General features: G+C 34.0%; 26 protein-coding genes. 4 read left to right on the top strand and 22 right to left on the bottom strand.

Features of this window, described 5'->3' with window-relative positions:
* Window positions 1–315: 315 nt before the first annotated feature.
* From spoIVA to prsW, 16 genes are all read right to left on the bottom strand, one after another.
* Complete coding sequence (gene spoIVA / locus BUC25_RS12020; protein WP_073202108.1) at window positions 316–1,794, bottom strand: stage IV sporulation protein A; 1,479 nt, start codon at window positions 1,792–1,794, stop codon at window positions 316–318.
* Window positions 1,795–2,626: 832 nt separating this feature from the next.
* Entirely contained in the window at window positions 2,627–3,355 is a 729-nt protein-coding gene (locus BUC25_RS12030) for a hypothetical protein (RefSeq protein ID WP_073202110.1), read from the bottom strand.
* A gap of 23 nt (window positions 3,356–3,378) precedes the next feature.
* Window positions 3,379–3,576 carry a DUF2768 domain-containing protein gene (locus BUC25_RS12035; RefSeq protein WP_073202111.1) on the bottom strand — a complete coding sequence of 66 codons (198 nt, stop codon included), beginning with the start codon at window positions 3,574–3,576 and terminating at the stop codon, window positions 3,379–3,381.
* 333 nt (window positions 3,577–3,909) lie between these two features.
* Window positions 3,910–4,170, bottom strand: a complete 261-nt coding sequence (locus tag BUC25_RS12040) for a stage VI sporulation protein F (RefSeq protein ID WP_058307573.1) — start codon at window positions 4,168–4,170, stop codon at window positions 3,910–3,912.
* Window positions 4,171–4,228: 58 nt separating this feature from the next.
* Window positions 4,229–5,269, bottom strand: a complete 1,041-nt coding sequence (locus BUC25_RS12045; RefSeq protein ID WP_073202112.1) for an NAD(P)H-dependent glycerol-3-phosphate dehydrogenase — start codon at window positions 5,267–5,269, stop codon at window positions 4,229–4,231.
* A gap of 11 nt (window positions 5,270–5,280) precedes the next feature.
* Complete coding sequence (gene der / locus BUC25_RS12050; protein ID WP_073202113.1) at window positions 5,281–6,591, bottom strand: ribosome biogenesis GTPase Der; 1,311 nt, start codon at window positions 6,589–6,591, stop codon at window positions 5,281–5,283.
* A 133-nt stretch (window positions 6,592–6,724) separates the two neighbouring features.
* A complete protein-coding gene (locus tag BUC25_RS12055) occupies window positions 6,725–6,910 on the bottom strand; it encodes a capping complex subunit for YIEGIA (RefSeq protein WP_073202114.1) in 186 nt (61 codons plus the stop codon).
* Window positions 6,911–6,928: 18 nt separating this feature from the next.
* Window positions 6,929–7,810: a YIEGIA family protein gene (locus BUC25_RS12060; RefSeq protein ID WP_073202115.1), complete on the bottom strand. Its 882-nt coding sequence runs from the start codon at window positions 7,808–7,810 to the stop codon at window positions 6,929–6,931.
* Window positions 7,807–8,454 (bottom strand): YphA family membrane protein, encoded by a 648-nt coding sequence (locus tag BUC25_RS19880; protein WP_425292873.1) that lies wholly within the window; start codon window positions 8,452–8,454, stop codon window positions 7,807–7,809. Before BUC25_RS19880 ends, BUC25_RS12060 begins: the two co-directional genes overlap by 4 nt.
* Window positions 8,455–9,079: 625 nt before the next feature.
* A complete protein-coding gene (gene rpsA / locus BUC25_RS12070) occupies window positions 9,080–10,225 on the bottom strand; it encodes a 30S ribosomal protein S1 (protein ID WP_073202117.1) in 1,146 nt (381 codons plus the stop codon).
* Window positions 10,226–10,321: 96 nt separating this feature from the next.
* The gene (locus BUC25_RS12075; RefSeq protein WP_073202118.1) at window positions 10,322–10,900 is read right to left on the bottom strand and encodes a lysophospholipid acyltransferase family protein; all 579 of its coding nucleotides are present in this window, start codon (window positions 10,898–10,900) and stop codon (window positions 10,322–10,324) included.
* 12 nt (window positions 10,901–10,912) lie between these two features.
* Complete coding sequence (gene cmk, locus BUC25_RS12080; protein WP_073202119.1) at window positions 10,913–11,575, bottom strand: (d)CMP kinase; 663 nt, start codon at window positions 11,573–11,575, stop codon at window positions 10,913–10,915.
* 28 nt (window positions 11,576–11,603) lie between these two features.
* On the bottom strand, window positions 11,604–12,239 hold the full coding sequence (locus BUC25_RS12085; RefSeq protein ID WP_073202120.1) for a flagellar brake protein: 636 nt from the start codon (window positions 12,237–12,239) through the stop codon (window positions 11,604–11,606).
* 238 nt (window positions 12,240–12,477) lie between these two features.
* Window positions 12,478–13,812 (bottom strand): germination protein YpeB, encoded by a 1,335-nt coding sequence (gene ypeB / locus BUC25_RS12090; RefSeq protein WP_073202121.1) that lies wholly within the window; start codon window positions 13,810–13,812, stop codon window positions 12,478–12,480.
* A 17-nt stretch (window positions 13,813–13,829) separates the two neighbouring features.
* Window positions 13,830–14,747 carry a spore cortex-lytic enzyme gene (sleB, locus tag BUC25_RS12095; RefSeq protein ID WP_073202122.1) on the bottom strand — a complete coding sequence of 306 codons (918 nt, stop codon included), beginning with the start codon at window positions 14,745–14,747 and terminating at the stop codon, window positions 13,830–13,832.
* A 340-nt stretch (window positions 14,748–15,087) separates the two neighbouring features.
* Entirely contained in the window at window positions 15,088–15,741 is a 654-nt protein-coding gene (gene prsW, locus BUC25_RS12100) for a glutamic-type intramembrane protease PrsW (RefSeq protein WP_073202123.1), read from the bottom strand.
* 89 nt (window positions 15,742–15,830) lie between these two features.
* On the opposite strand from prsW, the gene BUC25_RS12105 reads away from it, so the two are divergent.
* Window positions 15,831–16,793, top strand: a complete 963-nt coding sequence (locus tag BUC25_RS12105; protein WP_073202124.1) for an asparaginase — start codon at window positions 15,831–15,833, stop codon at window positions 16,791–16,793.
* Between the two features lie 88 nt (window positions 16,794–16,881).
* Here BUC25_RS12105 and BUC25_RS12110 read toward each other — a convergent pair whose 3' ends face one another.
* Window positions 16,882–17,868: a YpdA family putative bacillithiol disulfide reductase gene (locus tag BUC25_RS12110; RefSeq protein WP_073202125.1), complete on the bottom strand. Its 987-nt coding sequence runs from the start codon at window positions 17,866–17,868 to the stop codon at window positions 16,882–16,884.
* Between the two features lie 38 nt (window positions 17,869–17,906).
* Window positions 17,907–19,142, bottom strand: coding sequence for a Glu/Leu/Phe/Val family dehydrogenase (locus BUC25_RS12115; RefSeq protein WP_084543456.1), 1,236 nt, complete (start codon window positions 19,140–19,142; stop codon window positions 17,907–17,909).
* A 172-nt stretch (window positions 19,143–19,314) separates the two neighbouring features.
* Here BUC25_RS12115 and BUC25_RS12120 point away from each other — a divergent pair, with 172 nt between their 5' ends.
* Genes BUC25_RS12120 through BUC25_RS12130 form a run of 3 tightly spaced genes read left to right on the top strand, consistent with a single transcriptional unit; the run spans window position 19,315 to window position 20,381 of the window.
* A complete protein-coding gene (locus tag BUC25_RS12120) occupies window positions 19,315–19,527 on the top strand; it encodes a spore coat associated protein CotJA (protein WP_342039398.1) in 213 nt (70 codons plus the stop codon).
* Window positions 19,524–19,793 carry a spore coat protein CotJB gene (locus tag BUC25_RS12125; protein WP_073202127.1) on the top strand — a complete coding sequence of 90 codons (270 nt, stop codon included), beginning with the start codon at window positions 19,524–19,526 and terminating at the stop codon, window positions 19,791–19,793. Before BUC25_RS12120 ends, BUC25_RS12125 begins: the two co-directional genes overlap by 4 nt.
* Window positions 19,794–19,811: 18 nt before the next feature.
* Window positions 19,812–20,381, top strand: a complete 570-nt coding sequence (locus BUC25_RS12130; protein WP_073202128.1) for a manganese catalase family protein — start codon at window positions 19,812–19,814, stop codon at window positions 20,379–20,381.
* Between the two features lie 231 nt (window positions 20,382–20,612).
* Here BUC25_RS12130 and BUC25_RS12135 read toward each other — a convergent pair whose 3' ends face one another.
* Genes BUC25_RS12135 through BUC25_RS12150 form a run of 4 tightly spaced genes read right to left on the bottom strand, consistent with a single transcriptional unit; the run spans window position 20,613 to window position 24,262 of the window.
* On the bottom strand, window positions 20,613–21,113 hold the full coding sequence (locus BUC25_RS12135) for a LysM peptidoglycan-binding domain-containing protein (protein ID WP_073202129.1): 501 nt from the start codon (window positions 21,111–21,113) through the stop codon (window positions 20,613–20,615).
* A complete protein-coding gene (locus BUC25_RS12140; RefSeq protein ID WP_073202130.1) occupies window positions 21,097–21,684 on the bottom strand; it encodes a CPBP family intramembrane glutamic endopeptidase in 588 nt (195 codons plus the stop codon). Before BUC25_RS12140 ends, BUC25_RS12135 begins: the two co-directional genes overlap by 17 nt.
* Window positions 21,681–23,210, bottom strand: coding sequence for a RecQ family ATP-dependent DNA helicase (locus BUC25_RS12145; RefSeq protein ID WP_073202131.1), 1,530 nt, complete (start codon window positions 23,208–23,210; stop codon window positions 21,681–21,683). Before BUC25_RS12145 ends, BUC25_RS12140 begins: the two co-directional genes overlap by 4 nt.
* On the bottom strand, window positions 23,207–24,262 hold the full coding sequence (locus tag BUC25_RS12150) for a YpbB family protein (protein WP_073202132.1): 1,056 nt from the start codon (window positions 24,260–24,262) through the stop codon (window positions 23,207–23,209). The genes BUC25_RS12145 and BUC25_RS12150 overlap by 4 nt, the downstream gene beginning before the upstream one ends.
* Window positions 24,263–24,397 lie beyond the last annotated feature (135 nt).

Consider the following 24,397-nt stretch of genomic DNA (forward strand, 5'->3'; position numbering starts at 1 on the left):
AATCGAATGAAATATATATAGCTAGTTGCCATCTTTCAAAGGATGACAAGGCTTATAATAACTGAGAATTAAAGATAATTCAACAATTATTCGTGTTTCTGCAGAAAAAATTTTTTTTCTGCTAAGTAATTACCAAGTTATCAAGAATGTTATCATATGTCATTTGTCTATGCAAGTGTTTTCAAACGTTGATATAATAATACTTTGGTCGATTAGGATGTTTGTATTGTTTTGTTACCTATTATTACCAAAAGTTAGATGTTTTATTCAACAAAAAAAGCGCAATGCTTTGGCATCAACGCTTTTAGAAAATCCTTATAGAATTATAGCTATTAACCCACCAGATCCTTCATTAATTATTCTTTCCAACGTTTCTTTTAATTTGAATCTAGCGTTCTCAGGCATTAATGACAATTTCGCTTGTATTCCTTCTCTTACAATAGAACTTAGTGATCGGCCAAAGATATCTGATTGCCAAATGGATAAAGGATCATCTTCAAAATCTTGCATTAAATATCGTACTAATTCCTCACTCTGCTTCTCGGTACCTATTATTGGGGCAAACTCAGATTCTACATCTACTTTAATCATATGAATGGATGGGGCCACTGCTTTTAGTCGAACACCAAACCTTGGACCTTGTCTAATGATTTCAGGTTCTTCCAGGGCCATATCAGTTAATGCCGGTGCAGCTACACCGTATCCGGTTTGCTTAACCATTTTTAAAGCATCTTCTATTTGATCATATTCTTTTTTTGCATTCGTAAACTCTTGCATTAATTGTAAAAGATGGTCTTTTCCTCTTATTTCTTCGCCTACGATTTCTTTTAATACTTGATCATATAACTCATCTGGTGCATGCAGATCAATATCTGCGACACCCTCACCCATTTCTATCCCTGCAAGAGAGGCTTGTTGAATATAATCAAACTGATCAAATTGTCCAATGACATGATCCACGTCCCTTAGCCGCTTGATATCTTTTACAGTCTCTTCTATCGCAATCTGGTAATTTTGTCTTAACCAATGCGTTTCATCTAAAACCAATACCCAACTCGGTAAGTTTACATTAACCTCTAATACAGGAAATTCATAAAGTACTTCTCTCATAACGTTGTTAACATCATGTTCAGTCATACTTTCGACACTCATTGATAAAACAGGAATATCATATTTATCTGTTAGATCTTGGCGTAATAATTCAGTGTCTTGATTATATGGTCGAACCGAATTAATGACCATAATAAAGGGCTTGCCAACTTCTTTTAGTTCATTAACTATTCGATCCTCTGCATCTTCATAGTCTTCTCTAGGAATTTCACCAATACTTCCATCAGTAGTTACAACAATACCCATGGTGGAGTGTTCTTGAATTACTTTTCTAGTCCCAATTTCAGCCGCATCGTGGAACGGTATAGGTTCCTCGTACCATGGTGTATGAATCATGCGTGGACCATTTTCATCTTCAAATCCCTGAGCACCTTTTACTGTATAACCAACACAATCCACTAATCTTACGTTTACATCCAAACCTTCTTCTACTGTTAATGAGACAGCTTGATTTGGAATAAATTTTGGTTCAGTTGTCATAATCGTTTTACCTGCTGCACTTTGTGGTAATTCATCTTGTGCTCTTAAACGATCACTTTCATTCGTAATGTTTGGTAATACCGTTTTCTCCATAAACTTTTTTATGAATGTGGACTTACCAGTTCTGACCGCTCCAACAACACCCAAATAAATATCACCATTCGTCCGTTTTGAAATATCTTTAAAGATATCTACCCTTTCCAAGTGATCCCCTCCCGATCTATTCGACCTCATCATCCTACAAATCTTTGACAATTCTATTCTATGATGTTGTCCTATTAAATTATGCTAAATATTCGCACATTAAATAAACTTTCATACTTTCCCAAACAAAAACGAATAATCAAGCTCTACCTCATCCATATGTCAGGAATGAAGTTTATATACCATTTTAATTTATACGAAGACGAATGATCCCATTAAACCAAATAGTGACCACAAATTCTTATTTGACACAAACTGCGAAGTAAATTGTTGTATATTTATTTGCTGAAGTAGTAATTTTGAAACGATTTATTTACTAGACTTCCGCTCCGGCTGCCTACTTCCCTTTCCGTGTGTTTTTCCCTTCAGCTAACTTTTTCAAGCAAAGATCGCTTGAAAAAGTGGATCTTCAGAGAAAAAATTCCCACACGAGTGAAAGTGGGCGGCCTACGCTATAAATAGATTCTACAACGGTTGCGACAGTGATCATTCTGAGCTGTTTATAAGAATTTATTCGGGATAATGATTTAAAAGCCATTATCTCAATTCTCGCATTCATTGTAGAATTTGACCTAGCTCAGGCGTCCACTTCGACTCCTAGGGGATTAGCGCGATCTGAAGATCCACTTTGTAAAGTGATCTTCTTTACAAAGTTAGCTGAAGACGCGCCCCCTGGAAAGCGAAGTGGACAAGCCGGAGCGGTTGTTACGCAGATTCCTTCATTCAAAATTACCACTTCAGGTACTTCGCAGTTTAGTTTTTTAACGTATTCAACATTTAGAATAAAAAAGAAACTCGCATTATAAAAACGAGTTTCTTTCATTTCTTGAGGCTACCAACTTTCTTCGATTTCTGGCGCTAAAATTGGTTCGTTATCTTTTACGGTAAATGGTATACTATATGCTGGTACTACTGGATGTTCTTTTATCAGAATCGGCCTTATATCCTCACCATTCTTGTAATTATGGTCTGTTTCTTGTAATTTTTGATAAAGATCGATGCGATAATCAATCAATAATTCCCCGTCAGTATCAATATATACAGGCAAATTTTCACCTGAATATGGACTTTTCACATGAGGAGGTTCTTCTAAATTAAGTTCTTCATAGTCTAATTCATACACACTACCTTCTACCATGTCTCCAAAAGGAGGATAAGTGTGTTCATCTCGATAAATGGTTAACCGTTGTTGGATCGTGCGTACTTGATCAGCTACATTCAAATCAATCACTTTAACGGTTGGATTTTTTTCTACATCCACTAAAACATATTGATAACTGCCACCATTTTCAAAAGCAGTTCCTGGTACAGTTTGTAAAAGTCCATTTCTCTTCAACATGCTAAAGTCAATCATATATTTCTGATATAGTGGTGTTTCATTTTCTTTTGTATAAATTGGTAGCAATCCATTATTTTGCTCTGCATATTGTTCAATGGCTTGTTGAACCATTTGCAATTGTGCATCATTTGATATTTTATTTTGACTTAGATTTTCGGAAGGATACATACATCCTGATAAAATGAAAATACTAAGTATTAGAATCATTCTTTTATGTAACATTCTGAATCTTATCTCCTTCTTATTTAGGCCGATGGTCCACTTAGCACAACTAAGAAAATAATGAGACCTCCAACAACTAAACATATATATGCGACAAACGCGACGATCCCTGAAATCATTCCTTTTAATTTGTATCTACTTAGTAGTATAAGGACCATGGCTAAAATTAGCGCCCCCATCCCACCAAATGATATCCACATTTTCATTAATGCATCAGACAACAGTACTCCATCCTCTCTAGTACATTCTTAATTCTTACATTATAACATAAAGTGAGACTGCATTCAGTACACTATCATTATTATTAGCCGTACGAAAAGAAATGTAGGTTCCGTTTATTCCACGAACAGACTCTTTCCATTAGCATGCAACTAATAATATCTTGATAAAATGTGACTGCGCCGTTATAAAAATTTAAAAGACCGAAGTAGAAGGGGCAAAATCTACTTCGGTTATGACTAAATAATGTACCCGTAATCACCCTGAAAGTGAATGCTTGTGCGATTTATAGTATGCGAAGCAATAATACCTTGCATCCTCATGTGCCTATAAAGTCAATTTTTAAATAATTTGCTTAACGTATTCATATCTTTCGGCATGTTATTGTTGGTAATTGCTTTCACAATTTTATCTTCTTTTTGCTTCGAAACGGATTTTCCCGAAAGTCTTGCTAATTGTTTAACCAGTTGTCGTACTGTTTTTTCATCTGAAAAATCAGCATTTTGAACAGATTGTGCTACTTTAAAAATATCATCTGGTTGAACATTAGATTTTTTTTGAATTTGATCAAACATGTTTTGTTTAAAATCACTCAAAATAACTCCTCCTAACTACTATAGTCATGTTTATAGTATGCATGGAGGAGTTAAACAGTTAATGCTTAAACCTATCAATTAGCAAAGTAGAGATATCATCAATTTCATTTGTGCGATTTCGTGTCATTAGATGATCCACTACTTCTTTTGGTGTTTTTTTCTCAAAAATAACATTATATATGCCAGCAGTAATGGGCATTTCTACTTTTTCCTGTTTTGCCATCTGATTCACTGCTTCTGTTGTACGAATTCCTTCCACAATCATTCCCATTTGATCTAATACTTCGTTTAATGGCAAACCTTTACCTAACATATTGCCTGCTCGCCAATTCCTGCTATGTACACTTGTACATGTTACGATAAGGTCTCCAACTCCTGACAGTCCAATAAAAGTTAAAGGATTTGCCCCTTTCATTGTAGCTAGGCGAGTGATTTCTGCTAACCCTCTGGTAATTAATGCAGCCTTAGCATTATCACCATATCCTAAACCATCTGATATACCAGCACCTAATGCAATTATATTTTTTAATGCCCCGCCTAACTCGACACCAATAATATCGGTGCTTGTATATACGCGGAAATAATCATTCATAAATAAATCCTGTGTAAAAATGGCATTCCTTTCGCTTTTAGAAGCCGCTGTTAATGTGGTCGGATGTTTGACACTGACTTCTTCTGCATGACTTGGTCCAGATAAGGCTACAACTTCGTCAACTAATTCTGGCAACATTTCTTCTTTAATCATCTCAGATATTCGAAAGTGGCTATCCGGCTCAATCCCTTTACTTCCATGAATAATCGGAATTTTTTGTTTAAGTACTTTGTTTAACTTCTGGCATGTTTCGCGTATTGCTTTCGTTGGTACCACCAAAACAATTGCTTCTACATCCTCAATTGCTTTAGCTAGATCATCAAACAATCGTAATGAATCTGGCAGATCTATATTAGGTAAATATTTTAGATTCTTTCTGTCTTTTTCCATTTTTATTTTTTGCTCGGAATTATGGGTCCATAAGCGGACATCATGTTGATTATCACATAGTACCATCGCAAGCGCAGTTCCCCAACTTCCTGCACCTAATACAGCTACTTTTTTCATTTATTTCACCTCTAACTTCTTCTACGGGCATATATTTTTATAGGAGTTCCTTCAAAACCGAATGCATCACGAATCTGATTTTCAAGAAAGCGCTCATAGGAAAAATGCATTAATTCTGGATCATTTACAAAAACAACAAATGTAGGTGGTTTCACAGCTACTTGTGTCGCATATAAGACCTTAAGTTTTTTTCCATGCTTAGTAGGAGCTGGATTAATTGCAAGGGCATCCATGATTACATCATTTAAGATATTTGTTTCAACACGTTTTGTGTGGTTTTCACTAGCTTCAATAACTTTAGGCAAAAGAGTATGGATTCTTTTCTTCGTTTTTGCTGATAGATAAATAATCGGAGCATAATCTAAAAATAGGAAATGTGCTCTTACTTTTTCCTCAAATTCTTTTATTGCTTGATCGTGTTGTGCAATGGTATCCCATTTGTTTACGACGATGATTACCGCTTTACCAGCTTCATGTGCATAACCAGCTATTTTTTTATCTTGTTCAATAATTCCTGCGTCAGCGTCTATCAGTGTTAAAACGACATCTGAACGCTCAATCGCTTTTAAAGCTCTTAGAATACTGTATTTTTCGGTAGATTCATAGATTTTTCCTCTTTTCCTCATACCAGCAGTATCAATAATTACAAATTCCCTATCTTCTTTGGTGAAATTAGTATCAATTGCATCTCTAGTTGTTCCTGCAATATCACTAACAATTACCCGTTCTTCATTTAAAATTGCATTTACTAGAGAAGACTTTCCTACATTTGGTCTTCCAATCAAACTGAAATGAATTACATCTTCATCAACCGGTTCATTATCCTTTTCCGGAAATAAGTTAACAACACCGTCGAGCAAATCACCTAATCCTAAACCATGTGTACCTGATATCGGATAAGGTTCCCCAAAACCAAGTGCATAGAATTCGTATATTTGTTCTCTCATTTCTGGATTATCAACCTTGTTTACAGCTAAAACAATAGGTTTATTTGATTTGTATAAGATCTTTGCTACTTCTTCGTCCGCTGCAGTAATTCCTTCTCTACCATTTACTAGAAAAACAATTACATCGGCTTCACGAATGGCAACTTCAGCTTGCTCTCTCATTTGTATTAGAAGAGGCTCATCACCAATTTCAATTCCACCTGTATCAATTAAGCGAAAATTTGTATTTAGCCATTCTGCTTCTGCATAAATTCTGTCTCGGGTTACTCCAGGTATATCTTCTACTATAGATATCCTTTCACCAACTAATCGGTTAAAGATCGTTGATTTCCCTACATTCGGCCTTCCAACTATAGCAACTACAGAACTTCTCATGAAGGCACATCCTTCCTAAAATGTATTGATTTCAAAATTGTTCCTAAAGTGTCACTTTACTAAATTACCACAACTCAGCTAATGAAGACAAGTTAATTCAATATAGTTAACATAATATAATTATTGTTAACATTTAGTGTTTCACTATAATATACAACTCATCACTTAAGGCATGACTGATACCGTCTAATATAGCTTCGAGGTTGGCAGCTACTTTTTCCATTTCTTCTTTGTCATCACAAATAAAAATCGAAGCACCAGCAGTTACTTTATTTGCATTTGTTGTTATTGTAGCTAATATGGCTTTTTCAAGTACCATCTACTTCACCCCTTATAATTACTTATTTTGAGCTTTTGATTCCGATGGCATACGAATTGCATTTTCCAGGACCGGTACAGACCTAATTACTTTTATCGCCTTTTTAGCATCTTTGTCTTGAGGCAAGACAAAAACTCCAATCCGACCATCATCTAAATCCCGCTTAATCAATGGTACTAATGCAGGTGTTCCCGAATCGCGGATCACTCCTAAAGAAACAGATACATCATGTAGAATAGCTTGTCGTTGTCCAAGGTTTGCTATAGTAGATCGAACATCAAAGTTCTTAGGAGTTAAAACAAAACCCATTCCGTATTTCATGATCTCTTTTTGTCTAATCGGTAATCCTATATTCATAATATATATATTATCTACATAGAGACCAGCCCCATCAAATGATACTTCTGCTTCTTCAACGCTAACAATATCACCCAGTGTTGAGCCACTCATATATTTTCTAAGGACATAAATACAAATGACGGTTACTACTAGTGCTAAGTAAATGTTCCATACTAAATAAGCCATCGTTGTTAAGAGTGAAGTGAAAATTACTAGGTAATTTCTACTTTCAAATGCCACAGCGATACCCTCTATATAGGTATTCCCTCTTGGTACTAATTCATAACTATCCATTTCAGATAATGTATTTCGCTCCATATTACGCACTTCTCTAAATTGTGATGCAGCTATCGTTAAAAACGTGATAGCAGTGAATTCTTTTTCCATAATTGCCGGTACTGCAACAGATCCCAAACCAGCAGCGATAAATCCGAGGGCAAGGTGTATAATTTTGCCATGTAAATATGTAGGATATTGTCTATAATCTGTTTTTAACATAATCATTCTTGCAAATGTCCCTATTGTTACGCCAAATAGAATGGGGTAGGTATATTCATTCACGAATTCCACCTCTTTTTAAATTCAATAACCTTCACAATACTCTCTATTTTTTCTATTACAAATTCCCAACTATGTTGGATAGCTACTAGTAGAAGAACAGCGAATAATATTAAAAAATAATGAAAATAATTAATGGTATACTGAAGAAAATAATTAAGGCATATTAAACCAAATAAGAGTTGTCCGAATGTTAATCCTGTAATTAAAATAATGATCTGATTATACTTATTTTTAGAAGTGAACTGAGTTAATAAAAACACACTCACTACAGCAATTAATATAAATGCAAAATCATTTAATACTGGACTAGTCAAACGCCATAGAAAATATATTGCATACATGTAGCTTATAAAAAGTATAAATAAATATTTTTTTATAGGAAGCTTCTGATATATGACACCACAACTTGTATATAATAATAAAAAAATAAAACAAACGTTCAATGGTAAATCGATAATAATGACTTGATATGGCAGTAAAATCAAACATAAGAGTAAGCCTGTCGAATACAATAATCTTATTTTGTTGTTTGACAGAAAAAAGGTAGCAATACACCATAACAACCAACATGACCAGACAATTAAAAATTGATACATTTCCATCACCTTTAAACAGTATGGACCGACTAGCAACATTTTAACCATCACATATAAAAAAACGCACAAAACTATACAGACCTATTTATCTATAAAGAAATAAGTAATGAACAAAACAAGGACAATGCAACATAATCTGATGGTAATTTTGACATTATATATGAGTGTGGTATCCGCTCCGGCATTCCCACTTCGCTTTCCAGGGAGCGCGTCTTCAGCTAACTTTTGTAAAGAGGATCGCTTCGCAAAGTGGATCTTCAGATCGCGCTGATCCCCTTGGAGTCGAAGTGGACGCCTACGCTTAATGAGATTCTACATTTTTGTAAATGCTAATATTTTGGATTATCTCTATGAATATTTCCATAAAAGATTGTGATTATAGCAAAAATGCATCCTCTTGCTTTAGTTGTAGAGCATCAAAAAGCGCAGGCGTCCGCTTCCACTCCTGTGGGAAGTTTTTATCCGAAGATCCACTTTTTAAGCGACCTTTGCTTAAAAAGTTAGCTGAGGAGAAAAACCCGCAGAAAGGGAAACGGACAAGCCGTAACGGTTGTTACGCAGTACTAAAATGTCATAATTACCACTACAATAGTGTCGCATAATCCTTCTTTAGTTCATCAACTGAGTTTTGCACAAAAAAAACATGCTACGTAACAGTAGCATGTTTTTACTATTAATCGTTCTTGTATTTGTCTAGTTTATCACCGATCATATCTCCTAGTTGAAATCCTGATTGATCGTCATCGTTCTCATATTTCTTTATTTCACGTTGGTTACGCTCTTCTTCAATTTCTTTAATACTTAAAGATATTCGCTTATCTGCTTCACTTACATCTAAAACTTTAACATTTACTTTTTGACCGACTTCTAAAACTTCACCAGGTGTTCCAATATGTTCCGTTGAAATTTGAGAAATATGGACAAGTCCTTCAACACCAGGTAAAACTTCAACGAATGCTCCGAAGTTTACTAATCGCTTCACTGTACCTTCTACTACATCGTTTATTGCTACTTTTTCTTCAATATGATCCCATGGGCCTGGCTGGGTTGCTTTGTGGGATAAAGAAACTCTTTCGTTTTCTTTATCTACAGATAGTACTTTTACTCGTAAACTATCTCCTTCACTTACAACATCAGAAGCTTTTTCAACATGTGAGTGTGCTAATTGTGAAATATGTACTAACCCATCTAATCCACCAATATCTACAAACACACCGAAATCAGTAATTCGCTGAACCGTTCCATCCATTTCTTGCCCTTCTTCGATGGAATCTAGTAATGTTTTCTTTTTCTCTTGTGCTTCTTGTTCAACAACAGCACGATGAGAAAGTATAATTCTGTTTTGTTCCTTATCTAATTCAACAATTTTTAATGTCAAAGATTGGTCTTGATAATCTGCAAAATCTTCTACATAGTGTGTTTCCACTAGTGACGCAGGAATAAATCCTCTAACACCAACATCTACAACAAGTCCACCTTTAACAACATCTCGGACGGTAGCATTAATAATTTCATCATTTTCGAATTTTTCTTTAAGATCTTCCCAAGCTTTTTCAGCAATAACCGCTTTTTTAGACAAAACAATTTCTTCGTCTTCTACTTTTTTCACTTGTAATTCCAATTCATCTCCTTCACTAACAACATCGTTGGCAGTTTCAATGCGCAATGCTGAAAGTTCACTAATTGGAACTATTCCCTCGACTTTATATCCGATATCTACAAGGACATGTTTCTCTTCAACCTTTACTACTTTTCCCTGTACGATATCACCTACTGAAAGCTCCTTAATTTCAGAAATTTCTTGATTCATTTCGTCCATGACAAAGACCTCCTTCGATTTACAACACAAAAACATAAATGTGCTTTTTTCTAACTTCTAACATTTAGCGTGATTTGTCAAGTTATAACCAAAAACTTAATGATTTTCTTTTATCATTTTGATTTCATTCATTATTGTATCTGTCACCTTTTGCGCAGATGCTTTGTTTTCCCTTAAAATATCCATTTCGACAGGTTTGCCGAAGATAACCATTAATGGTTCTTTACTTTGATAATTTCCCACGATTGCACAAGGGATAACTGTTGCTTTTGACCTTAATGCGAAAAAACCAGCTCCTGCCAAACCTTTTTTTAACTCTCCTGTCTTACTTCTTGTTCCTTCTGGAAACAGACCTAAAACATTTCCATCTTTTAAAACTTCCAGTCCTTTTTTCAAGGCAGTACGGTCACTTGCCCCTCGCTTTAAAACAATCGTATTGACTTTCTTTAAGATAAAACCAAAAATCTTATTCTTAAATAATTCTTCTTTCGCCATAAAGTGAATAGGTCTTGGACAAGTAATTCCAACGATAGGTGGATCATAATTGGAGATATGATTAGAACATATAATTACCGGTCCTTCTTTAGGGATGTTTTCTAAACCTTTTCCTATTACTTTGTATTTAGGTTTTAGAACTAGCTTAACCACGGTTTTAGCGAATCGATAAAAGCTCATTTCTTTAACTCCTTAATTTGTATTTACAAAGGCTAATATTTTTTCTGCAACTTCTTGAATAGACATAGAAGTAGTGTCAATCTCAATTGCATCTTCTGCTTTTTTTAAAGGGGATACTTTTCTTTCTGAATCCATCTTATCTCTCTGTTTAATATCATTTTTTATCTGTTCAAGATTGGATAGAAAACCTTTCTTTTCATTTTCTTCATGTCTTCTTTTTGCGCGTTCTGAGACACTGGCAATTAAGAAGATTTTAATCTCTGCATCTGGAATAACATGTGTTCCAATATCCCTTCCATCCATCACGACTGCTCTATTTTTAGCTAAGATTTGTTGTCTTTGCACCATGATCGACCTTACATCAGCAATAGAGGCAATCGCAGAAACATTTTGCGTAACTGCATCAGATCGTATTGCTTCCGTTACATTTTTAGAGTTTAGGAATACTTCTTGTTGTGCATTAATATCAATTGAAATTTCTTCTAAATGTTGCACAACTGCTTTCGACTTACTGATGTCAATCTTGTGCTGAAGTACTGAATAGGTTAAGGTTCGATACATAGCTCCTGTATCGATATATACATAACCTAATTTTTTTGCTACTATCTTCGCCACAGTGCTTTTTCCTGCTGCGGCAGGTCCATCAATTGCGATGGCTAATTTCTTATTGCTCATTATTATTTCAATCCTTCCACTACTTTTACTACGACAATCCTTTTTGACGTGCTTGTAATTGTTTGAGAAATCCGAAGCGCACAATTAATTGTTGATCATGAGGATTAATTTCTTCAAATTTAATCGATACCAGATTATTTTCTTCTTTTCTCTCATGTATTCTAACTGTTTTTCCTATGATATGTAAATACTCTATTTTATTATCAAGAGGTAATATTAACATTAAGTCAACTTCTTCATTTTCCATTATAGAACTGTCCGAATCAGCAATAAAGGATAAACCTCCACCACTTATATCATGTGTAACAGTAGTAAATGATTGAGAGCTTATTTTAGTTTTTACGGAAAGATCTAATAATGCTTCGATTCGTACAAATTCTCTTCTTTGAATTTTTTTAAGGTTCTCTGGTTCAAAGGATAATATTAAAGTAGGAATATTTTTCATTTTTCCCTTACCGATAATTTCACTTCTAAAACTATAAACGGAGCTCTTTTCAATAAAACTAATCCGAAACAAAGTACCTACTGAAAACAACTCTGTCCGATTGGTATTTTCATTAATTGGATAATCTATATACAATTTATTGCTTTTTGTATGAACAACGCGACATTTATAAAATATCTTATTTTCTTCGATTTGTAAGAATGTACCTATTTTGATCAATGTTCATCCTCTTTTCTTTGTTAGGAATTATGCATTAAATTTAGAACAAATAATAGAAAAAAGCCTATGTAACACATAGTATCTTCTGTAATACCCCAAGATAGATATAAACATCTGCTATCTTCCAGATAAAATTCATATATAGAGTTTAGTGGAACTCTTAACCATCTTTTTATTAAAATCTCACTATATTATCTCAAAAAAAAGAAAGAAGGGGAAGTCCTTCTTTCTTACTTTTTTAATATTTGATTTCTGCTTGTTTTAATTTGTCGACTCTAACTTCATCTCCATTGGAAGCATCGATAAATATTTTATAGGTGTCTTGATTTAAAGTCCCTAGAAAAACATAAGTTAGCAACTCTTCTCCGAGATCATTTTCTGTAATAGCTAAATGATGTTCCTCAATTTTTAAATTAGAATTTACACTTTCGCGTGCCTCTTTTTCCGTTATTTCAGGAGTAGTAATTTCTCTCTTGTGATTGTTTTCTAAATAGTCTTTTGCCACAAATCCTAAAATCTCGCCATTATCCAATGCAACTTTTATTTGAATGGCATCAGGATAAATCCAAACATCTTCAATCTGTGGTACGAATTGAAAGACACCAACATGATCATATTGATTACTTTCTACCATAGCTAAATCGGTAGTATAATCAATATCCTTTAAATATTTTTTTGCTTTTTTCATAGCCTCATGTAAACTTATTTTTGATTCAGACGTTTCTCGATTTATCATTAAAGTAATCGGATGGCCACCTTGTTGTGTTACATCAATATATCCTGTCTTATTTTCTTCTTTAAAGGAACCACTAAATAATGGTATGTTTGCACCTTTTCCTGTACTTGCAACGGTTAATTCCGTATTTTCGTCAATTTGGAGTAATTTTCGCATTTTTCTTTTTGCTTCTTCTTCCGTTATTTTTTCTTTACCAAGGCTAGTAAAACCATCTTTTTTACTTGATGTTCCCATTAAACTTGTATTTAATTTTCCCTCCGAATATCCTTCAACTGTTTTTTCTACCGTTTTAAACCCATCAATGATCGTATTATCTGCTTGCTCATCATTATTTACTAATGCCAATTGAACGTCCATCCATCTTAGGTTTTCCTCTAATGCCATATTTTGAACTTTTCTAAGTTCTGATTCAATATTACCAGACATTTCGTATAACGATTCTAATGTGGCTAATTCATCTTCTGAAAGCGGTTCTTTATCTAGATCTCTAATCGCTGTCCGATAACTAAAATCACCAATTTCAGATAAAAATTCTTCCGTTTTATTAAAAGGTATCAAGGTCAGCGGTAACTGACCCACATCATTATGTGCCATTGACGTTAAACGCCATATCTCTGCTAATTGAGGAGATAATTGTTTTCGAGAATTCATCGCTAAAGTTGAACCAATCTTGTCATGAAGCAAATCTAAGTTATACGTTAAACCATGAAAGGATCGTTGATAATTATTCTCTGCTTGGATCAAAATCGCATTCTTTTCTTGATGTTCTTGATAGCCCCATACAGATACACCAATGATTGCTATGCTCAGAATCGTAATAAGTGTCCAACGATACATTTTTTCACCTCCAAATGTTACATACAGAATATATGTTTTCCTATTCGTTTAATCTGTGGTCGTGACCAAATCCAACTTGATGTTGCAGTATCTGGATTAAAATAATACAATGCCTCTCCTGTTGGATCCCAACCATTAATCGCATCTAAAACTGCTCTTTTTGCAGATTCATTCGGTGTTAACCATATTTGACCATCGGCTACTGCTGTAAAAGCACGAGGTTCAAAAATAACGCCTGAAACTGTGTTAGGAAAGGTTGAACTTTCAACTCTATTTAGAATAACGGAAGCAACGGCTACTTGCCCCTCAAAAGGTTCACCTCTAGCCTCTCCATATACTGCGTTTGCCATTATCTGAATATCGTTTTGAGAAAATCCCTGTGGTACATTTACAGCAGTTGGCTCTAAATCTTCTTCAGTAGCTGTCGGTTGTCCTTGATTTTTTTGATTTTGCTGTTGCTGTTGATCTGCCTCTTGTTGGCCTTGTTTATTATTCTTAGGTGACGCTTTATCTGATTCTGATTGACCTGTCTTATTTTGACTTGGCTCTGTTTGCTTTTGCTTATCCACTCCACCATAATGTGTGAAATCTTTTCCTTGTTGGATTTGCTGATGTACATAATTTTTATCGAATTCGCTAGCTTTTTCTAGTTTTTGTTTAGTTGATTGTCCAGCCATTCCGTCAATTTCCATACCAAATTCATATTGAAAATTACGCAACGCCCAATATGTTCCCCATCCGAATACACCATCAATATCGCCATTATAGAAACCTAAAAACTGTAATCTCGCCTGTAACTCAATTACATCATCACCTGTAGCACCCTGCTGAATAACTTGATCAGAGAAGGCCTTAACCTTATTTTCTTCCGCATTCATAAAGAAAACAGAACAAATCACAAAGGTGAGTATACAAATGGATATCTTTTTTACCATGAAAGTTAACCTCCAAACTTTCTTTGAAAGACTTCTTATTATGGATAGCTTTTAATAAATAGTGAAAATTATTCATTAAAACTTAGAAAACAATATATTTGATACCATCATTTAATCTAGATTAAATAAACTTAGACATTAATAAAAAGTTGAGAAGAGATAACACCGTAGCAATTACATTTTCCTGAAATACCACTTTAATTTTAGGATTTAACCTCTGGAATCCATAAAAAAATCCAAAAAATGATGAATTCTAACCATAGAATTTCTATCATCTTTTGGATTTCATTTTAGTCCTATTTATTTCTCTAAAGAATGAGATTTTCACAATATTTTTTCTTCATTGAGTTTGGCTTATTTCATTTGCTATTTTCACCTTTCTTAAACTTAATAACCAGAGTAATACCATAAATGGAACTAAACCATAAATCCATTGCCCACGGATACTCTCAATAATAAAATCATAGGTACCGTGAAGAAAAGTAGGTAAAAGTAATGCAAGTAATAAATAAGAAATACCACGATTATTTTTGAATTTTGCTCTTCCCAAATAATAGCCCATAATCACTCCAAATAATGCATGGGATGAAACTGGAAATATGGCTCGACCAATGGCGAACTCAATACCATGTGCAAACAAATAAAGAATATTCTCAACTGTCGCAAATCCTAAACTTATTGAAACCCCATAGACAATTCCGTCATAAACCGTATTAAACCTTGAATATTTATATGTTGTAAAAATGAATATGAACCATTTAAAGAACTCTTCAAAGAGACCATATACGAAATATGATTGTAAAAAAAGTGATTGAGCAACCCCTTCTTCTTGAAATGCATATTGAATAAACATAATAGGAAATACTAATAAAGCTCCATATAAAAATGTTCGAAATATAGAAAAAATTGGTTCTAATTCATATTCATCTTTTAAATAAAAAAATGAGAGCAATGCAAATGCCGGAGCAATAGAAACTGAGATTAGAGCAAACATATCATCCACCTACTTTCTAACTTCACTAAAATATGGGATACTAACCATAGACATCTGTAAAAAACACTATTAAGAAAGTTGGTCACATCTTGAAAAAAACACTAATTATTCACACTGGCGGTACTATTTCAATGAAAGAAAATCATGATGGAGGAGTTGTTGAAACGGAAGCACATCCATTATCGAAATTAGAAGCCTTACACAGATTTCCAATTGATGAGGTGCAACTATTCCATTTGCCTTCACCACATATAACACCTAATCACATGTTGCAACTAGCCAACTTTATCAGCGAGAAGGTCGAAACCCAACTATATAATGGTATCGTTGTAACTCATGGGACAGACACACTAGAAGAAACTTCTTATTTTATAGATTTATCTATTAAATCTTTCATTCCGATTGTTTTTACTGGTGCAATGCGTTCAAGCAACGAGATTGGCTCTGATGGATTATATAATTTAATTTGTGCTATTCGGGTAGCATCAAATCCAAAAGCAAGTAATCGCGGGGTTTTGGTCGTGATGAACGATGAGATACATACAGCACAATATGTAACGAAAACTTCTACTAGTAATGTTTCCACTTTTCAGAGTCCACAATTTGGTCCTGTTGGAATGGTGACGAAACAGGATATATACTTCTATCAAAAAACCTATCATGAGGAAGTATTTCCTGTTGCTTCACTTTCAAAAAAAGTACTTTTGTTAAAAGCTTATGCGGGAATGGACAATGAATCAATAGAACATCTTTTGTCTGCCAACATTGAAGGTATTATTCTGGAAGCATTAGGGCAAGGGAATATTCCGCCGATGATAGTCCCCACTATCAAAAAACTTATAAACCAAGGAGTAACGGTATTATTTGTGTCTCGTTGTTACAAAGGTATTGTTCAACCAACCTATGATTATATAGGAGGAGGTCGAGCATTGCTTGAAGAAGGCGTCATTTTTGCCAATCATTTAAATGGACCAAAAGCACGACTGAAATTAATGCTTTTACTTGAGAACAACGCCACACAACAAGAAATAATGAGAGCTTTTAGAGACTAAAGCATCCTCCGTATTAAAAGCTGAAAATGAAGCAACTGGATTGATTTAGCGTTCTAATTTTCCAGTTGCTCCCATAGAATTCATAGCATTAATTAACTTGTTCTTTCTCTTTGATTGCTTTAGCAATTAACCCACCATGAAATCGTCCATTCTCAATAAATATTCCATTATTATCATATCCAGCGGCAATTACACCAGCTATGAATGCGTCATCGACATTAGTTTCCATTGTCTGGTCATTAAATTCTGGTTTTCCAGTTTCTGTATCGATGGCAATTCCTATTTGATTTAAAAATTTTTGATTTGGTTGATAACCTGTCATAGCGAATACGTAATCGTTCTTTATCGTTTTTCTTTCATTATCTGATTGATAAACTAATTCATGTTCTCTGATTTCTTCAACTGTTGCGTTAAATTCCATTATTACTTTACCATGTTTCACTAAAGAGGCAAATTCGGGCAGTATCCATGGTTTTACACTTGGTGAATAATCACTTCCACGGTATAATACGGTCACATTAGCGCCAGCCTTATGTAACTCTATCGTCGCATCGACAGCAGAATTTTTGCCTCCAATTACCGTCACCTCTTGTTGGTAAAAAGGGTGTGCCTCTTTAAAATAATGAGATACTTTATTTAATTTTTCTCCTTTAATTCCAATATAATTTGGCTGTCCATAATACCCTGTTGCAAAAATGCAATACGTACAATAATACGTTTGTTTCTCATTAAATTGATTTACACTTTCTAGTTTAAAATGATTTTTCTCCTTAGTTATGATGGTAACTTCTTCAAAACTATTAATTCTTAAATTTTTTCTCATGGCAACCGTTCGATAATAGGCAAGAGCCTGATTTCGTACCGGTTTATTTTTTTCTGTTACAAATGCTACATCGCCGATTTCTAATTTATCACTAGAACTAAAAAAAGTTTGATGTGTAGGATATTTATAGATTGACTCTACTATATTACCTTTTTCTATGATCAATGGATCAATGCCAATGTTTTGTAATTCAATAGCTGCAGACATGCCACATGGTCCTGCACCAATAATAATGGCCTTTTCTTGTTGCATTATTTACGACACTCCTTCAATGTTTACATTCTTAAAAATTATATCCATCCTCTAAAACGAATGGCTTCTGCTTGATTTTTTAACCCGACCATATAACTCGCCATATACATATTAACATGTTTATTTTCAGAAATATAGCGAACTTCTCTAATTGCTTCATTGATAATGTTATGCAATCTTTTATCCACTTCTTCTGCTGTATATTTAATTCCCTGTTTATATTCAAGCCACTCTAAATAAGCATATATAATACCACCAGTGGTTGTTATAACTTCGGGAATAACAGACACTTGTTTCTCAAACAAAACCTCTAAAGCGGATTTTTCAATTGAATTTGCAATGCTTTCTAATAGTAAATTCGCGTTTATTTGACTTGCAGATTTATTAGTGATTTGTTCACCTTTTGCTGTTAACACCATCATATGACATTCTTTTTGCAGGAAAGAATCTAAATCAATGCTTTCAGGTATCGATTTAGTAACTAATCCGAAGTTATCCTTCTTCTTTAGGATATTTGGTACCTCCAGTCCAGCTGAATTGTATACTGCACCCTGAGGATCAGAAATACCGATGATTTTATAACCTAATCGATGAAGCGATGTCGCCAAATAACTTCCAATGCGCCCAATGCCATGTATCATAATTCCTTGCTCTTGATGTTTCTTCTTATCATCTTGTAATAAGGATTGAATTGTTGAAAGTATTCCTTTTTCAATTGCCGTATCTTTATTTTTAATCCCACCCAATACAACAGGCTTACCAGTTATAAAGTTCGGATTCGCTTGTGTATTTAACTGACTGTATTCGTCCATCATCCATGCCATAATTTGCGGATCTATGGAAGCATCAGAGGATAATACATCCATGTCAGGACCAATCACAGTTTGTATAGCTCTTATGTATCCTCTGCAAACTCGTTCCAGTTCCCGAAAAGATAGTTCTCTTACATCACAAATAACCCCGCCACTACTACCGCCTAATGGTATTTGCATATTACTTGTTTTCACACTTCTTAAAATCGCTAATTGTGAGATTTCCTCTTCTGTTAAGTCAGGTCGAAAATGCACGTTTCCTTGAGTTATCCCAAACACATTATGATGTTTAGTTCGATAACCAGTAAATATCTTAATAGAATCATCATCCATTCTGACAGGAATTCTTACCTTAATTGATTTTGTTGGTTCCTTTAAAAGTTCATATATTTCACGTGGATAACCCATTTTATTTAATAACTCCAACATCATTTCTTGTAAATCGATATATCCTTTTTGCACCTTTTTCACTCCTCACCACTTACAAATGCTAAAAACAGTATACAACGAACAAGAGATAAAGTGAAATTAACATCCTTGTACATGGAATAGGACAGGTTTTGGAACCATAATATGTAAATGAAGCATATAACTTAGTTCGTATAACCGAAAGGAGACCATCATGACATATACAATGGTTAAATGTTACTCGCCATATGTTAGCAGATTCGACCCTTGTAAACCAGTATTAAAGAAATGTTATTCGACCCCTCCAAATTTATATATAACCTTCCAACCAAGAAATACAGAACAATTCCCCACCGCAAGGGATGCTCTTTATGCAGGCACCTTGTGGACTTGTTTATATGACCCATATTTGCTGAAGCGAGGTGACATAATCGAATGACACAACAAAAACAAATGCCCGATAGTTATTACCAATTATTAGAACAAATACAAGCGGTAGATTTTGTTTTGGTTGAACTTACTCTATATCTCGACACACACCCTGATGACTTAGACGCAATTAAACAGTTTAATCAAGCTGCATATGAAAGTAGACAATTGAAAAATACATTTGAAAAACAGTTTGGCCCTTTAATGCAATTTGGACAGAGTTTTTCTAATTATCCTTGGGATTGGAAAGAAGCACCATGGCCTTGGCAAGTATAGAAAGGAGGGGAATAATCGATGTGGTATTATGAAAAAAAACTGCAATATCCAGTAAAAGTTAGTGAATGTAATCCTCGGTTAGCTAAGTATTTAATCGAACAATACGGTGGTGCTGATGGAGAATTATCGGCAGCATTACGTTATTTAAATCAGAGGTATACGATTCCTGATAAAGTAGTGGGTTTATTAAATGATATTGGAACGGAAGAATTTGCTCATTTGGAAATGATTGCCACAATGATTTATAAACTTACGAAAGATGCAACACCTGAACAACTTGTAGAAGCTGGACTTGGCCCTCATTTTGTTAACCACGATCATGCACTATATTATCAAAATGCAGCGGGTTCACCATGGACTGCTACCTATATACAAGCTAAAGGTGATCCAATAGCAGATTTGTATGAAGATATTGCAGCTGAGGAAAAGGCTAGAGCTACTTACCAATGGATCATTGATATTTCAGATGATCCCTGGATCAATGATTCACTAAAATTTTTACGTGAAAGAGAAATTGTTCATTCCCAGCGATTCCATGAAGCAGTCGAGATTTTAAAAGAAGAACGTGATCGAAAAAAAGTATTTTAAAGTAAGAACAATAGAAGCATATCGAGTGAGAAAATAACAAAAGATTTTAATCAAAATAATCCAAACGAATCGATTCGATTTCGTTTGGATTTAACTTACATATAAGAAACATACACCGCAATTATTAGTCGCCTTTGTTTTTAAAATATTAAAAAGTGATAAATAAGTAAAGCTACGACCTTCAGCTTCCACCGGTTTTTACCACGGAAAGGAAAGTCACAGTGATATTTTTTATTGTTCATCAATGTTTGGAATTATTATTTCTTCTCCTACTATCAGCGTATCGTTTTCTAATTGATTAGCCTCTATGATTTTTTTTACATATTCGCTTGACCCATAGTACTCTTCTGAAATGGAGAATAACGTATCCATGCGTTCTACTACATGTGTAGTAATGGTCGCCTCTTCATTCTCGAAGCTATCAATACTAGTGTTCGATTGATTTAATTTGATAAACACTTGTTCTACTCGATGATCAGAATTTGTTGTTTCGGCTGATGATAGATACTCCTCTCCCCAAAACTTAATCGTTAAAAATAAAAGGATAATAACAATAAACAATAATAATATTAAGCGAATAAAAGGAAAGGATAGCTTCCACTTATTTTTGTTCTTAGTTGACTTATGAACGTCCTTTCTGGATGGTAGTGAATCAACTTCATGTTTAGTTTGATCCTTATTAATTTGATTTCTTAGAGATTCTGCTTGATCTTCCTTATAATCCTGCTGCATTACGAAACCTCCCTGTTCTTATCATAATTGCTAACAACACATCGATAAAAAAATGCAAAACTATAACAACTGTTAAACTGTCTGTCCACTCATAAACGAAGCCTAACAAAAAGCTTAATCCGATAATAGCGACAAAAAGAATGATTTTTGATAAATATCGTACATGTATTACAGCAAAAATGGTACTTGCTATAATTATACCAAAATTAGTTTGAATTACACCTCTAAACAACCATTCTTCACTCATGGCAATGACAAAACAAATACTTATAATTTCAAAGTAAGATCCCTCTTGAAATATTTTTTGATTGATACCTCCATCATCCCACCATCTAGATGGAAGAACTTTCATCAGAATAATATCAATGGTTACAACAACTATTGCAACTCCCACTCCAAATAATAGGATCTCATCTAACGAAGCATTCAACAAGGACAAAAAAGTCGACCAATCCTGAAATAAAATATTAGTTAAGAGGATAGCGATTACGATCAATAATAATTGTGAGAACCAGACCTGTTGTTTTAATTGTTTACTGGTTAAATGTCTTATGATTTCAGATTGTTTCATTTTTGTGTGTCACCTTGATACAATATACCCTTTAATAGTGATTTCCAATCTTTATTATTTTCAATACTGTTTATATCCTTTGGTTTCCAGTTATTCCATTTAAAATCACAATAATCACAACACATATAAGTCGGTGTCTGAATCTCGTCTTGGAAATGGTAAAATAATTTTGTTCTCCTACAGGTATCTGTATGAACCCATTGCAGCATTTCAAGTCTTTTTTTATGTTTATATGTTAGCCGCCTGTTTATTATATTCCCAATTGTTGATAATGCTTCTTCATAATCTATCACTTCTTTTACAATTTCTCGCTCTTTTAGAATCCCCATCCGTTCTAATTGATAACGAAAAAAGCGCCAATGAGGCTCCATACCACCAGAGCGTGTAATGAAATCTTCTTTAAATTGCTTCAATGATATGTCAGATTGATAAATTCTTTTCAAAAAATAATCTACTAGTGATATATCGGGGAGTTCTGTTTCTAGAAGACGTAAAGCAAGAAATGAATCATTTTCATGATAAAGTGCTACGCTGACACATTGCTGACCTTCTCTTCCCGCTCTGCCAACCTCTTGAATAAATGATTCTATTTGAGTAGGAATATGATAGTGAACAATCAGTTGAATATCCTTCTTATTAATCCCCATTCCAAATGCGTTCGTACAACATATAACATCTAATTGGTTATTCATAAACTGCTGTTGAATCAATAATCGATCTTGATTGTCCAGGCCTGCATGATAATAAGCAATATTTCGATTCGGGACTTTCGTCTGGAGAATAGTTGCAACTTTTGTAGCTTCATCCCGGCTAGAGAAATAGATAAGTGTTGGAACTTTGTATTCCTGCACCAGATTAGTGACTCTATTTTCTTTATCTTTCAACTGTTCCACCTTCTCGACTACAAAGGAAATATTAGGCTTATCCATTGGATAAATGATCCTTTTAGCATCTTCTATCTCTAACGTATTCAAGATGTCTTGCTGAACGTCTGGTGTTGCTGTCGCTGTTAAGGCCAGAATGGTAGGTTTATTCAAGTGATCAAACACTTGTTTAATTCTTAAATAGTCAGGACGGAATTCATGCCCCCATTGAGAAATACAATGTGCCTCATCAATTACAAACAAATCTATCTGTAAGAGAGATAATTTCTGTAAAACCCTTTCATTCTGTATCATTTCAGGTGATAGGTATATTAATCGGTAATTTTCTAAATTATTTAATATGTCTTCTTTCTCTGTCCATTTAAGCATACTATTAAGTGCTGTTACTTGTTTAAAACCCGTAGATTTTAATTGTTTCACCTGATCTGTCATAAGTGAGAGTAAAGGAGAAATTATTATGACCGTTCCTGTATTAATGATTGCTGGTAATTGATAACAGATAGATTTCCCTGATCCAGTAGGCAAAACGGCAAAGACGTTTTGGTTAGCTAATACGTTCTCAATAATTTCACGTTGTCCTGGTCGAAATGATGCATAACCAAAATATAATTGTAAATAATTTTCTAATGTGTACTTTCTCATGATTTATAGCCCTCACTTTGCTCCAATGCCATTACGAGCTTAATTTGAAAATATGTAACCGATTCAGCTAATTGAGATTTAATATCTTTTAATCTCTTAGTCGAAGTAATATCCAGTACTTGTTTTATTAAGAGATACTGTTGCTTGGAGATATATTGATCCCAGCTTGGCATTTTATCCATATAAGCGATTTCCACGATATGATCTTTTACGGTGTTTTCTTTTAAGTTTCGAATCGTAACGATTTCATCAATACCAAGACCCTTATTTAGCAAATGCAATGTTTTAGTAGCGGAATCACTAAGCATACCGTTACCAATATGGTCTGGATACAAATTTGTTAAAACCTTGAGATTTTCTCCTTCTTCAATTTTATGTGATATGTAGTGAAAGATATTGATCAATGATAAGTATACATCATGAATAGGAAGATTATATTTATCAGATAGTTGTTTTTTACTTAATCCTACTTTTTCGGCTGTGGTTAAATGTTCTACAAAAATGGCACTGTACACACTAGGAAAAGTCTGCAACACGTTGAACAGATCATGATAGATAAATTCAAGGAGTACTAATGAATTTTCCTTCCGCTCTTTCCACACTTTTTTGACAAACTTCTGAACATACACATCTTCTATAATTGGAATAAATGTAGAATTTTTCTGATGCATTTGAGTTAGTGTTTGAATGAATAAAATTAATCGTGTGGAAAAAGTATCGGAAGTATCGTAGAATCGAACACCATCGAAATATAAGAATGGTGATAATTTCCTGTGTAAAGAATCCAATAATTTGCTTCCGCGTTTGGTAAGATACATTGCTTGATTATTTGAAAATTCAACTAATTGCTCTTTTTCTAGTTGGAAAATGAAACGGTCGAATTTTTCTCTCGTAAGGGTCTTGTATATACCAAAATAACTTTTTAACCCAAATATATTACTGTCTTGTACAGTCTGTGCGGATTTTTTTGCTGTTAGTAAATGGTAAACATTATATATTGTTCGCTCTCCATTTAATTGTTTTATACAGTCTAATATAAGATATTTAAACATTTATTCACCTCTATCACTACTTTGATTTCTTAACTATAAAGTGAAGTCTCTATGTCTATTTTAACAAGCATTGACAAGAATTAATACTAGTTCATTGTAAGAGGCAGAGTGATTTGGTACTCTTATAATAGAAAA

Source organism: Gracilibacillus kekensis (genome assembly GCF_900143085.1).
Taxonomy (GTDB): domain Bacteria; phylum Bacillota; class Bacilli; order Bacillales; family Amphibacillaceae; genus Gracilibacillus; species Gracilibacillus kekensis.